The organism is Brunnivagina elsteri CCALA 953, assembly GCF_002289455.1.
Taxonomy (GTDB): Bacteria; Cyanobacteriota; Cyanobacteriia; order Cyanobacteriales; family Nostocaceae; genus Brunnivagina; species Brunnivagina elsteri.
Map to the genome: position 1 here is coordinate 1 of NZ_NTFS01000176.1, position 13,225 is coordinate 13,225.

Here is a 13,225-nt window from a genome sequence, read left to right on the forward strand (position 1 = left end):
ATGATGATTTGATATTTTCTAATAGTAATATATGCTGCACTAGACTGTTGACTTTGATATATAGGAATCCGGTTTGATTTCTGAATGAATTCAAAAAATACTAGTGATACAAGTACTAAGTAAATACTCGGATGACATTTTTATGTATAGAGCAGCTTAATAGTAAAGTTACTTACTTAAATCAATGATTAACTATAGAGCAGTAGGCAAAATTTCCACTGACTTATTTTTTAGTTGCAAATTAAAGATTGCAGATAAACTTCATATACTTTGAGGTTGCCATCCTACGGGAAAATATAGCCTCTTATCTCGCAATGACGTATTTGAATAATTAAGAATTCCAGGTTTTAACATGGGCAAAATTTATATCAAGTTAATGGAGATTGTACATTATTACTATTATTCCAATATCTAAATTCCCTGTCATAATCTAATTTAAATTATTCCTATAAGGAATTTTAGATATAGGGTTCCTACTTGAATATTGCTAAATATAGTGAGAGTATTCTTTTGTATATTTAGCTAGTTTATTTTTCAAAAATCTGCGAAGGAGCTTCACAGATTAGTCATTATCGATAAACCATATTGTTTGTTAGATGAGACAAGCAGAACTATTTATACATAATTAACTTTCTGAACAAGATTGGTAATGAGTATATTGAAAAATTGCTGTTGAATACTTTTAGAGTTATTAACTATTTGTTAATTAATTCCAAATCTGAATATTGGTACTAAATTTATTTAAGGAAAGATTGACCCATGCACAAGAATAATTCACCTGATTTATCTACAACAACTTTAACAAACTCTTTCGAGAGTTCAGCACCGAATCCTCTAGATATAAACAAATTAGCTGTTGCTTCATCTAGTAATACACCAATAGTCGGACAGCCTTTGCTTGTTTATGATGGTAGCACTAAAAAATTACCCAATGATGCCGCATCTGCACCAAATGGTCCTTGGTTTTACTACCAAGATACAACTGCTATATTAGCTGGTACTGCTACTCCATCAACTACAAATAGTGGAACTAAATTAGCCACCGATAATTTAGCCTATGCAGGTTATATCAACTATAGTATTGATGCCACAACAACACCTACAAAGCCTAAACTGGTAACTTTAAATAATAGCTTCCCCACTCTCGATCCAACCACTGGATACATCATCAGTTTTACCGCTCAACTTGAATCAGAAACCGCTCATATAGGTGCAGATAAAAACCTAGATGGTAAAGACGATCGCGCTGGTTTTAGTGTAATTGTAATTGGTAGCGATAAAAAGGGAATTGAATTAGGTTTTTGGTCTAATCGAATTTGGGCACAAAATGATGGTGCGGCAGAACCCGATCCGACTAAAAGTAATACTTTGTCTAATACGTTATTTACTCAAGGGGAAGGAGTAGATTTTAATACCAAGATAAAAGCAGTCAAATATGATTTGGCGATTACTGGTAACACTTATAGCCTATTTGCTGATAATAATCGGATTTTGACTGGTAGAGTGCGAGACTATACTCCTTTTCAACCAGCTTCATATTCTGTACCTGTACCTGTCATTGGAAGCATTAAAGTTACACCTCCCGATCCATACGAACAAGCCAATTTTGTTTTTTTTGGAGACAATACACCAACCGCAGGGGCAACTGTCAACCTCAATAATGTGACTATTAAGGCTGTTGCCAAAGAAAAACATGATTTTGATGGCGATCGCAAGGCTGAAATTCTTTGGCGTAATCTCAGTACCGGAGAAAATGCCATCTGGAAACTCAATGAGTTTGCAATCGATAGTTCTGCATTTATCACTCCAGAAATTAAAGACTCGAATTGGAAAATTATTACTTCGGGTGATTTTAATGGCGATAAGAAAGCTGATATATTGTGGCGAAATACTGCAACTGGAGAAAATTCAATTTGGCTGAGAAATGGATTTAATGATTTTGATTTAACTTCCAAACAATTTATTACTTCTGCTCCGATTGGTTGGGATATGCTTGCTACAGGTGATTTGAATGGGGATAATAAAGATGATCTTGTTTGGCGCAATCAAACCACAGGTGAAAATGCAGTTTGGTTCATGGATGGTTTTACAGTTAATCCCCAGTTTTTTAGTAATAAAGTGATTCCCACAGATTGGGAAATAACTGGTGTTGGATATTTCGATGATGATAACAAAGCTGATGTTGTTTGGCGGAATAAAGTCACTGGCGAAAATGCTCTTTGGTTAATGGATGGCGCTCAACTTAAACAAGCCAGGTTTATCACAACTGTTGCTGATAAAAATTGGAAAATTGTTGCTGTAAATGATAGTAATAATGACGGTAAAGATGATATTCTTTGGCGGAATCAAACTACTGGAGAAATCGCTCTTTGGTTTGTAAATACTACCCAATTAGATGGTGATAAATTTTCTATTACTGGGGAGTTTATTGTCGATAAAAATGCGAAGCGACTTGAAGTTACTTCTGCTGATTGGAAAATTGAAGCATATGCTGATTATAACGGTGACGGTAAAGCTGATTTGTTGTGGCATAATCAAGCTAGTGGAGAAATCGCTCTTTGGTGGCTCGATCAAGCTACTGCAACTAGAACTGAGTTTATTACCTTCAATGGTTCTATCATCAAAATCGATAAAAAATGGCAAATAACTTTGTAGTTTATCTATAAATACAGCACTTCCGGCTATTACACAATACAGTTGTTATCCTCAGTTGCCTTCTACTCATGGCTTTCAGCTTTGAGCATGTACTTCATAGCTGCCGGAAGTGCTGTATCTGATTATTTACCCTGTTGGAACAGATGCACTGGAAGCTTGAAGGCAAACATTGCTCCTGTTCCCACATCGATTCTATTTTCTGCCCAAATTATACCCCCATGTGCGGCAATAATTTGCCGGGATAAATAAAGTCCTAAACCCGAACCTTTAGCTTGTCTGTCGCTATATCCCTGATAAAATCTTTCAAATAAATAGGGAAAATGTTCTGGTAAAATACCCGCACCCGTATCTAGAATTTTCACCAACTGGTATGATGCTTGGGAATCGAACACAACTTCAATGCGATCGCCTTTTCGAGAATGGTTAATCGCGTTAACTAGCAGGTTGGTAAATACTCTTTGCAGTTGAAATGTATCACCTAATACCCATAATGAACGGCGAAAATCTGATTCTCCATAATTAAAAGATATGTGAATCCGCCGTTTAGTAGCTAAAGGAATCAAACTAGCAGCTATATTTTCTGCTAAATCGACTAAATTAACAGGTGTATTATTTAGTCTGATTCCTTCCGCATCATTACGGTAAACATCTAATAAAGTTTCGACAAATTTCAACGAGTTTTCGTGACTACGTATCATTGTCGCCAAAACTTGCTGCTGAGTACTGGAAACTATACCAAATTCTTGCTGTTGAAAACCTTTGATAGTTTCAATTGCTCCGAGAAGGGGGGTTTTCAAGTCATGGGTAAGGGTAGATGCAAAATCCTCCCGCAGTCGTGCTAATTTTTCCTGTGCTTCTAATTTTGCTTTAGTAGTGTTAATAGCTGCTTGGGATTTACGTAACCTTTGGCTTAAAAAGCCTGTTACCATTAAAGCTATTGATGCGATCGCTCGATTTGCCACTGTGGAAACTTGAATTACTTCCTGTCCAGGTATCCATATATTTAACATAGTCAAGATGATTGCCAGCACTGTTGCTTGTAAAGTTACAACCTCTCCAAACCAAGAACTAACAAGTAATATGGCTCCACTATAAAGATAACCAAAAACATAATCATTTGGGGTGGAATATTCAAGAATTCCAAAAGTTATAAAGATGCTGACGATAAGAAATGTTTTACTCAAATGTGAATTATTCAATAATGATTTAACTTTCCCAGATACCATTCACAATAATCTCCTAACATATAATATTCTCCGCGCACCTCTGCGCTTTCCATTGCGTATCTCTGCGTTTGAAATCCAAACCTCAACCCATTTTTAGTAGAGATATATATTCATTGTTTTTTTGATTACAATTTTATCAGAGTTTATTTAATCAAAGTTGTGTTTACTCCACATTTATATCCTCGACTCTCAAATGAAACCAGAAAGATTGATTTATATGGGTATTTTACCAATCCGATAAAACTTGTGTTTAGTCAAGATATATATCTACATCTAAACACCTCCTAAACACTAAACACATTTTTATATCATTCTATTACTTGTAGTTTTGATTAAAGTAATTAATAATGACAATTAATACCGCAATATCACGTTAATCAAATCTTATTGCCAAAAAACATCAAAAAAATATTTTATGTCACTGGGATTAACCACAGTAAAAATTCAGCTAAATAGCTCTTTTTGCGGTATATCAGTAAACAACTTACAGCTACCTGAAAGCTGCTTTCTTCTGGCTATTGTCAGAATGAATCATATTATCTTAGCAAGTGCGGAACCAGAAATTTGGTGCGGAGATGATTTACTTGCTGTGGCACTAAATTTAGGGCAACTTCCAGCATTAAATATCATTTTGAAACAAACCCATCCTATTTACTATTCATTCAATGAGTGTTTTCTCAACCATTCAACATATCTTACTGGGAGATTGATTAATTCATGTTACAAGGATTTATCCAAATAGCTTTGATATTACTTCTTATCATTGCATCCACTCCCTTTCTAGGGAAATATATGGCAAACGTATATATGGGAAATCGAACATTTCTCGACCCCATAATCCATCCCTTAGAAAAAATAATTTATGCATTGATTGGTGTAAATCCTCAACATGAGATGACAGGAAAACAATATGCGATCGCAGTACTCTACAGTAATATCGCAATGGGAATTTTCGTATTCCTAATTCTCATGACTCAAGGGATATTACCCCTCAATCCTACAGGATTGACAGCACCATCTTGGGACTTAGCATTACACACAACAATTTCGTTTGTAACTAATACGAATCAACAACATTACTCTGGTGAAACCACCTTTAGTTATGCCAGTCAAATGTTTGCTTTAGGTTTTCTTATGTTTACCTCAGCAGCAACGGGTTTAGCGGTAGGAATTGCCTTTATTCGTGGTTTAACTGGTAGAAATTTGGGAAACTTTTATATTGACCTAACCAAATCCATTACCCGCATCCTATTACCAATTTCCCTAATTGGTGCATTTTTATTAATATTTGCAGGTGTACCAGAAACCCTAGCAGCACCAGTCACAGTCACAACTTTAGAAGGTGCAACCCAAACAATTGCTCGTGGTCCAGTTGCCCATTTTGAGATTATCAAACAATTGGGTGAAAATGGTGGTGGTTTTTTTGGAATTAACTCAGCTCATCCCTACGAAAACCCCAATAATTTCTCGAATTTATTAGCAACTTGGGCAATGGTTGCCATTCCTTCAGCGTTTATTTATACCTATGGGATTTTTGCTAATAACCTCAAACAAGCATGGTTAGTATTTTGGTTGGTGTTTGTGATTTTCGTTTTTTTAATCGCAATTACAGCAATTGGTGAATTTAACGGGAATCCAATTATTAACTCAATATTAGGAGGACAGCAACCTAACTTAGAAGGAAAAGAAGTTCGTTTCGGTTGGGCACAAACAGCATTATGGGCAGTCACAACAACAGCAACAATGTGCGGTGCTGTTAACGGAATGCACGACTCATTAATGCCTCCCGGTGGATTTTCAACCCTATCAAATATGTTTTTACAAATAATTTGGGGAGGACAGGGAACGGGTACTGCATACCTATTTATTTACCTAATTTTGGCAGTATTCCTAACTGGGTTAATGGTAGGAAGAACCCCGGAATTTCTGGGAAGAAAAATTGAAAAGCGAGAAATTGTCCTGGGTAGCGTGGTTTTGTTAGTTCATCCCTTTGCTGTCCTAATTCCTTGGTCAATTGTCTTTGCTTTTCCCGACACATTAGGAGGAATTAGTAACCCAGGTTTCCACGGTGTTTCCCAAGTGGTTTATGAATATACCTCTGCTGCTGCTAACAACGGTTCTGGTTTTGAAGGATTGGGAGATAATACCCTGTGGTGGAACTTGAGTACTAGCATCAGCATCTTACTCGGACGATATGTACCCATCATTGCCTTGCTATTACTAGCTGACGGCATGTCCCGCAAACAAGCAGTTCCCATGACATCAGGAACACTGCGAACCGATACGGGACTTTTTACCGGGGTTACAGGTGGGGTGGTATTGATTCTCGGTGCATTAACCTTCTTCCCAGTTTTGGTTTTGGGACCCATTGCCGAAGCATTTTTGATTGCCAAAGGTGGGTAACGTAGAGACGACCCACCGGGTCGTCTAAAAATTAAAAATTAAAAATTAAAAATCAGAATCCAGCAATTATTTGATACCTAATACCCAAAACTATGCAAACAAACACAAAACCCCGTCAAGAACGCAAACATATACGAAAAACAAACACCTCTGGACTCTATTCCAGAGCCTTCCAACAAGCATTTGTGAAATTACACCCCCGTAATATGCTCAAGAACCCAGTAATGTTCTTGGTCTGGGTAGGTACAATTGTCACCGCCCTGGTAACAATCGAACCCAACCTATTTGGGACATCTCCTGGAGACAACCCACGATTATTTAACGGTTTAATTACCATAATTCTCTTCTTCACCCTTGTATTTGCCAACTTTGCCGAAGCTGTCGCAGAAGGTCGAGGTAAAGCTCAAGCTGACTCATTACGGGCAACAAAATCCGATTCCACAGCGCGAAAACTCCTTCCCGATGACACTACCCAGGAAGTCAGTTCCACAGCTTTACGTCGGGGCGATCGCATTAAGGTTATCTCAGGTGATATCATTCCTGCTGATGGGGAAGTTATTGGTGGTATCGCTTCTGTCGATGAATCTGCTATCACTGGGGAGTCTGCACCCGTACTCAAACAACCGGGGACTGATATTGCTAGTTCTGTGACTGGAGGAACCCGGATTACCTCCGATGAGTTAATAATTCGTGTCACCGCAGACCCCGGACAGGGTTTTATTGATAGGATGATTTCTTTGGTGGAAGGTGCGAACCGCAGTAAAACACCTAATGAAATCGCTTTAACTGTATTATTGGCGGTGCTGACACAGGTTTTTTTGGTGGTGATTGCCACTCTACCAACGGTATCAGTTTACGTAAAATCACCTGTAAGTATTGCCGTATTAATTGCTCTGCTGGTAGCATTAATTCCGACTACGATTGGAGGATTATTGAGTGCGATCGGGATTGCGGGGATGGATAGAGTTGCTCAGTTTAATGTGATTGCGACTTCTGGAAGGGCGGTTGAAGCTTGCGGTGATATCAATACACTGGTGTTGGATAAAACTGGGACAATTACCCTGGGAAACCGAATGGCTGAGGAATTTATTACTGTAAATGGGCATTCAGCTAAGGATATGGCACAAGTTGCTCTTGCATCAAGCGTATTTGATGATACACCTGAAGGACGTTCCATTGTCACATTAGCGGAAAAATTGGGTGCGAGAATCGATTTTGAACCCAACGAAGCTAAAGGTCTGGAATTTTCTGCTAAAACTCGGATGAGTGGTACTGATTTACCTGGTGGGATAGAAGTGCGTAAGGGTGCAGTGGATGCGATTAAGGGATTTGTTCGTTCTAGAAATGGTAAGTTAACCCCTGAACTCGATGCTGCTTTTGAGAAGGTTTCCCGGTTGGGTGGAACTCCCCTGGCTCTGTGTAAAGATAATGACATCTATGGTGTGGTTTACCTCAAGGACATCATTAAACCAGGAATTTCTGAACGCTTCGATCAAATGCGACGGATGGGGATTAAAACCGTGATGTTAACGGGAGACAACCGGATTACAGCATCGGTAATTGCCGCAGAAGCAGGAGTTGATGATTTTATTGCCGAAGCCACTCCAGAGGATAAAATTGAGGTGATTCGGAGCGAACAAGCGCAGGGTAAATTAGTTGCGATGACTGGAGATGGGACGAATGATGCACCCGCACTCGCACAAGCAAATGTGGGTGTAGCAATGAATTCTGGTACGCAAGCTGCGAAGGAAGCTGCTAATATGGTGGATTTGGATTCCGACCCGACAAAGTTAATAGATATTGTCACTATTGGCAAACAGCTATTAATTACCCGTGGTGCTTTAACGACTTTTTCCATAGCTAATGATGTCGCTAAATACTTTGCAATTATTCCGGCAATTTTTCCAGAAATTGGTGTTAGCGCTTTAAATATTATGGGTTTAGCAAGTACCCAATCTGCGATTTTATCGGCATTAATCTACAATGCTTTAATTATTCCAGCTTTAATTCCTCTAGCATTAACTGGGGTAAAATTTAGAGCTTTAAGTGCTGACCAGTTATTACAAAGAAACATCTTTATTTACGGTTTTGGAGGAGTGATTGCTCCTTTTATTGCTATCAAAGTTATTGATGTTTTGATTACTGCGGTTGGGTTAGCTTAATTTGATTTAGGAATGGATACTATGAAGGATTTAGTGGCAGATTTTTCGGAATTATTTGTATTAGTAGGGAGAAAAGATAATAGAATTCCCCTCAGCTTATTTCTTGTAATTTGTTTTAATTTATTTCTGGCTCCCGTCGTACAAGCGGCAATCCCTGGGGAAGCACCACGCTGGCAAGCTTATACTATCGGTCTTTTGGGACTTGCGATCGCATCCTTGTCTATTTACTTATTTGTTGTGATTTTTCAGCCGGAGAAGTTTTAATGTTTTTGAATTAATGTTTTTTAAACGCAGAGTTCCCAAAGAGATTCTCTGGTTGGCTTTGCATTAAGTGTAAATTTATTTCTCACAAATGGAGTTAAAAAATGAGTCAGACACGTCAAATTAGTAAAGCGATTCGTTCAACTTTGGTTTTATGGTTGTTAACGGCATTTATTTATCCATTTTTCATGATTTTCTCCGGGCAAATTGTGCTTCCCTATCAAGCGAATGGTAGTTTAATTACAAAAAATAATACGGTGGTTGGTTCGGCTTTAATTGGTCAACCTTTTACCCAAGAAAAATACTTTTGGAGTCGTCCCAGTGCTGTTGATTACAGTACAAAAAAAGAAATTGCGACGACAGGAACCTCTGGAGCTAGCAACCTCGCACCTAGTAATCCAGATTTACGCGATCGCATTCAAAAGGAAACCGCACGTTTAAAGCAAGTTGGTGTCCAACCAACTGCTGATTTAGTTTATACTTCGGGTTCTGGTTTAGACCCTCATATCAGTATTGCTGCTGCTGATGCTCAAATTCAACGTGTTGCTAAATCCCGGAATCTTGACCCCAATCAAATTAAAACTTTGGTACAACAAAATGTAGATAAGAGATTTTTGGGTATTTTTGGCGAACCTGGGGTTAATGTCCTCAAACTTAATCTTACTTTAGATAAATGATTAAGTAGAGCAACCTTAACTTTAATCAAGCCAACTATGTAACGAAATATTAGGCTCTTGAACCCCTTGCGATTACTGTGTCCCAAGGGGAAATACTTCGTTAACGTTACACTTGCAATGACATACTTATAAATTTACCCACCGACCTACTTAATTCTGTATTTCTATAGCTCTTTTATTTACTTACAAAGGTTAAACTCAAATGGATAAGGCAAATGAAAAGTCTTATTTTTTATACCCTCGCAGTCGTTACTATGGTGAGTTCAAACCAGAATATTTAGTGTTTGATGCTAATTTGCAGAATTTCTCGCAACAAATCGGTTACATATCTAGCTTAGAGACATCTGGAAAAATTTCTCCAGAAGAAGCATTTTTTCAAGTTAAATCTCTTTGGACAGATTTAAAAATTAGTAGTGAACAGTTAGGAATTGACATAAGTAATTTCAGTAGTGAAGGGTAGAACATGAATCTAAGCATGTTTTTTGTCAGAACTTGATTGTCGGGGATAAGAAAACCTTCAGAAACTATTAGATATCTCCGAAAATGAATGTAGAGACGTAGCATTGCTACGTCTCTACAATGGTTTCAGGCAACGCATAATTAATTTCTGGAAATCTCTGTTTAAGATAACCAAAATTTAGCATCAAATTTACTGCAATTAACTGTGCAATTGAGTCAAAAGCTTTTGCAACTACTGTGTATACAGATATATATATACTGTTAACGGTTAAAAAATAAACTTTTATGTAGCGCTGATAACAAGTATAATAGCTGAAAAACTAGCAGGGTGTAATCAGGAGGTAGAGTCTGATGTTAAAAATAGATTTTACACAAGAAGATGTTGAAAATTTACATTATGAGCGATACTATCATCCTCATCCATCAGTACAGAGAAAAATGGAAGTTCTGTGGAAATAGTTATCCTAACAAACGAAACTTATATTAATTCAGAAACAGTTTGTCAAATGTTATTTAAATTAGCGTCATTAGGTTTAAATATACCTATAGCGGTTGTTCTTGACAATGCTCGATATCAAAGATGCAGACTTGTTCAAGACTACGCCAAAGAATTGGGTATACAGTTATGTTTTTTACCATCTTATTCTCCACAGCTAAACTTAATAGAACGTTTGTGGAGATTTGTTAAAAAAGAATGTTTATACTCTAAATACTATGAAAATTTTTCAGACTTTAAATCTGCCATATCGAACTATATTAATTCCGCTAATACAGATAAGAAAGAAAAGCTAAATAGTCTATTAAATCTTAAGTTTCAATCTTTTAATAAAGTTCAAATCTTAACCGTTTAAAGTACAATAATGTAGAGACCCGTATAGCTCTGCGAGCATACAAGAAAAGCTACATTATTATTTTCTTAACTTATGCACCACTCGTCAAATTCTTCTCCCGATGCATCATATATCCGTTCTGCCCGTCGTGGGAAACATAAAATTTTTATCGGTATGGCTCCTGGTGTCGGTAAAACTTATAAAATGTTGGAAGAAGGTCATCGACTCAAGGAAGAGGGAATAGATGTAGTTATCGGTATTGTGGAAACCCACGGACGTAGGGAAACCGAGGAGAAAATTAGGGGGTTAGAGGTCGTTTCTAGAAACACTGTTGTAGTGAAGAATGTGCCATTAGAGGAAATGGATACAGATGCCATTATTACCCGTTCTCCACAACTAGTTTTAGTCGATGAACTTGCCCATACTAATATCCCTGGTTCTTTGCGAGAAAAACGCTATCAAGATGTAGAGATAATTTTAGCTGCGGGAATTGATGTTTACTCAACAGTGAATATTCAGCATATAGAAAGTTTAAATGATTTAGTAGCAAGAATTACGGGTATTGTTGTCCGCGAACGTATTCCCGATCGCTTACTTGATACTGCGGATCAAGTAGTAGTCATTGATGTGACTCCGGAAACTTTAGAGGAACGTTTGCGGGAAGGTAAAATTTACGCTCCAGACAAAATTCAGCAATCTTTAGAAAACTTCTTTCAACGACGTAATCTCATTGCATTACGGGAATTGGCATTGCGGGAAGTTGCAGATACAGTTGAAGAGGATGCAAATTCTTCTCCATCTCCAAAGCATAGCTGTAGTGTTCACGAACGGGTTTTAGTTTGTATCTCAACCTATCCAAATTCAGTACAATTATTACGTCGGGGAGCTAGAATTGCTAATTATATGAATGCAAGACTCTATGCTATTTTTGTCGCTCTTCCAGAGACTTTTCTCACAAAAGAAGAAAGTTTACATGTCGAAACTTGCTCAAAGCTGTGTCAAGAATTTGGTGGTGAATTTTTAAAATTTGATAGTCATAATGTCCCTCAAGAAATTGCTAAAATTGCCACTGATTTACATGTTACTCAAATTGTCATTGGTGAAAGTCAGCAATCTAAATGGAGAAGATTTTTTAAAGGTTCTTTTACCCAAAGATTAATGGAGTTAATTAGACATCAAAATATTGATTTACATATTATTGCCACAGAGAAATAAATTATAATTTAGTCTACATTATAAAAGCTGCAAGATTAACCCCACAATTCCCCCGACAATTACTAGATAAGCTGAATTAATATTAAATTTAAAAATTGCGATCGCACTCACCATTGCCAACACCACAGTGACTACATCCACCAATGCACTGCGTCCTAATGTATAGGTTACAGCAGCCATTAATCCTAGGGATGCAGCATTGACACCATCCAATGCAGCACTAACCCAAGTCGATTGACGTAACTTTGATACCCAAGGATTAATTAATGCAACTAGAACAAATGCAGGTAGAAAAATTCCGATTGTCGCAGCTATAGCACCTGCATTTCCTGCTAATAAATAGCCAATAAAAGTAGCAGTTGTAAAAACTGGACCAGGAGTCAATTGTCCAATTGCGATCGCATCTAAAAGTTGCTGGGAAGTTAGCCATTGATTTCTTTCGACTAAATCCCGTTGGAGGAATGCTAATAAGACGTAACCACTACCGTAGAGAACGGAGCCAATTTTCAGGAAGAATAAAAATACATTGAACCAATTTGGAGAAAGTTTTACATTTGCTGAACTCCCCAATTGAGCAAAAATTCCAGTTATTGGTAGTAGAAAAGCACCTGTTATTCCATTCCGTTTCTGCCAGATATTTCTAAATAGCATTACCCCCAAACCAGCTATTAACAATAATAAAATTTCATTAATTCCAAAAAAGTAACCAATAACTACCGCGATTCCAGCAATAATAGTAGGAATATCTTTTGCAGCTTTTTTACCTAATTTCCATAAAGCTTGAATCACAATAGCAATAATTACAGGTTTAATTCCATATAGTAACCACTCTAATTGTGGCAATTTTTGATATTTTGTATATATAGCAGCAAGCAACCAAACAATAGACATTGCAGGCAAAATAAAACAACTTCCCGCAACAATTAAACCTCTCCAACCTGCCCTTTCATAACCAATATGAATCGCTAATTCAGTAGAATTGGGACCAGGAATCAGATTAGTTATTCCCAATAAATCCAACAGTTTTTCTCGACTCAACCATTGCCGACGCTTAACTATTTCATCATCCATCATTGCAACATGGGTAGCTGGTCCACCGAATGCGATCGCACCTAATTTTAAAAACACAATGCCTAGCTCTTTAAGTCTTTCTTTTTGTTGTGTTGGGTTGAGTTCTCGATAGTGAGGTTGCTCAAATTCCTGCTTTTCCTCATGTTGCTGAGACACAGATTTATCTCCAAATATATTGTGTTTGCCATCAATCGTAAAATTATATATTTTTATGGAATTTTGTTTGGTATTAATATTTTAATTTTAATAAAAATACTCAATTAAGC

At 37.2% G+C, this 13,225-nt stretch carries 10 protein-coding genes and 1 pseudogene; 9 read left to right on the forward strand and 2 right to left on the reverse strand.

Going from position 1 to position 13,225, the window contains the following annotated elements:
• The first annotated feature begins 759 nt into the window (after positions 1–759).
• The gene (locus CK510_RS16020; protein ID WP_095722653.1) at positions 760–2,655 is read left to right on the forward strand and encodes an FG-GAP repeat domain-containing protein; all 1,896 of its coding nucleotides are present in this window, start codon (positions 760–762) and stop codon (positions 2,653–2,655) included.
• 122 nt (positions 2,656–2,777) lie between these two features.
• Here the strand turns inward: CK510_RS16020 and CK510_RS16025 are convergent, their stop codons facing one another.
• Positions 2,778–3,881 (reverse strand): sensor histidine kinase, encoded by a 1,104-nt coding sequence (locus CK510_RS16025; protein ID WP_095722654.1) that lies wholly within the window; start codon positions 3,879–3,881, stop codon positions 2,778–2,780.
• A 415-nt stretch (positions 3,882–4,296) separates the two neighbouring features.
• Between CK510_RS16025 and CK510_RS16030 the strand changes: the two genes are divergently transcribed.
• From CK510_RS16030 to CK510_RS16065, 8 genes and pseudogenes are all read left to right on the forward strand, one after another.
• The gene (locus CK510_RS16030) at positions 4,297–4,623 is read left to right on the forward strand and encodes a TrkA C-terminal domain-containing protein (protein WP_095722655.1); all 327 of its coding nucleotides are present in this window, start codon (positions 4,297–4,299) and stop codon (positions 4,621–4,623) included.
• Positions 4,599–6,284 carry a potassium-transporting ATPase subunit KdpA gene (kdpA, locus tag CK510_RS16035; protein WP_095722656.1) on the forward strand — a complete coding sequence of 562 codons (1,686 nt, stop codon included), beginning with the start codon at positions 4,599–4,601 and terminating at the stop codon, positions 6,282–6,284. The genes CK510_RS16030 and kdpA overlap by 25 nt, the downstream gene beginning before the upstream one ends.
• Positions 6,285–6,376: 92 nt before the next feature.
• The gene (kdpB, locus tag CK510_RS16040) at positions 6,377–8,446 is read left to right on the forward strand and encodes a potassium-transporting ATPase subunit KdpB (RefSeq protein WP_095722657.1); all 2,070 of its coding nucleotides are present in this window, start codon (positions 6,377–6,379) and stop codon (positions 8,444–8,446) included.
• A 12-nt stretch (positions 8,447–8,458) separates the two neighbouring features.
• Positions 8,459–8,710 (forward strand): potassium-transporting ATPase subunit F, encoded by a 252-nt coding sequence (locus tag CK510_RS16045; RefSeq protein ID WP_342745967.1) that lies wholly within the window; start codon positions 8,459–8,461, stop codon positions 8,708–8,710.
• 101 nt (positions 8,711–8,811) lie between these two features.
• Entirely contained in the window at positions 8,812–9,384 is a 573-nt protein-coding gene (gene kdpC, locus CK510_RS16050; protein ID WP_095722659.1) for a K(+)-transporting ATPase subunit C, read from the forward strand.
• Between the two features lie 202 nt (positions 9,385–9,586).
• Entirely contained in the window at positions 9,587–9,844 is a 258-nt protein-coding gene (locus tag CK510_RS16055; protein ID WP_095722660.1) for a DUF7219 family protein, read from the forward strand.
• A gap of 451 nt (positions 9,845–10,295) precedes the next feature.
• A pseudogene (locus CK510_RS16060) lies at positions 10,296–10,694 on the forward strand (transposase); the annotation flags it as partial.
• A gap of 72 nt (positions 10,695–10,766) precedes the next feature.
• Entirely contained in the window at positions 10,767–11,888 is a 1,122-nt protein-coding gene (locus CK510_RS16065) for a sensor protein KdpD (RefSeq protein ID WP_095722662.1), read from the forward strand.
• 18 nt (positions 11,889–11,906) lie between these two features.
• Here CK510_RS16065 and CK510_RS16070 read toward each other — a convergent pair whose 3' ends face one another.
• Positions 11,907–13,115 carry a chromate transporter gene (locus tag CK510_RS16070; protein ID WP_095722663.1) on the reverse strand — a complete coding sequence of 403 codons (1,209 nt, stop codon included), beginning with the start codon at positions 13,113–13,115 and terminating at the stop codon, positions 11,907–11,909.
• Positions 13,116–13,225: the final 110 nt, after the last annotated feature.

Bases quoted from the DNA above. Each gene is read 5' to 3' on its own strand.
- CK510_RS16020 (WP_095722653.1), top strand. From the start codon at position 760: ATGCACAAGAATAATTCACCTGATTTATCTACAACAACTTTAACAAAC.
- CK510_RS16025 (WP_095722654.1), bottom strand. From the start codon at position 3,881: ATGGTATCTGGGAAAGTTAAATCATTATTGAATAATTCACATTTGAGT.
- CK510_RS16030 (WP_095722655.1), top strand. From the start codon at position 4,297: ATGTCACTGGGATTAACCACAGTAAAAATTCAGCTAAATAGCTCTTTT.
- kdpA (WP_095722656.1), top strand. From the start codon at position 4,599: ATGTTACAAGGATTTATCCAAATAGCTTTGATATTACTTCTTATCATT.
- kdpB (WP_095722657.1), top strand. From the start codon at position 6,377: ATGCAAACAAACACAAAACCCCGTCAAGAACGCAAACATATACGAAAA.
- CK510_RS16045 (WP_342745967.1), top strand. From the start codon at position 8,459: ATGGATACTATGAAGGATTTAGTGGCAGATTTTTCGGAATTATTTGTA.
- kdpC (WP_095722659.1), top strand. From the start codon at position 8,812: ATGAGTCAGACACGTCAAATTAGTAAAGCGATTCGTTCAACTTTGGTT.
- CK510_RS16055 (WP_095722660.1), top strand. From the start codon at position 9,587: ATGGATAAGGCAAATGAAAAGTCTTATTTTTTATACCCTCGCAGTCGT.
- CK510_RS16065 (WP_095722662.1), top strand. From the start codon at position 10,767: ATGCACCACTCGTCAAATTCTTCTCCCGATGCATCATATATCCGTTCT.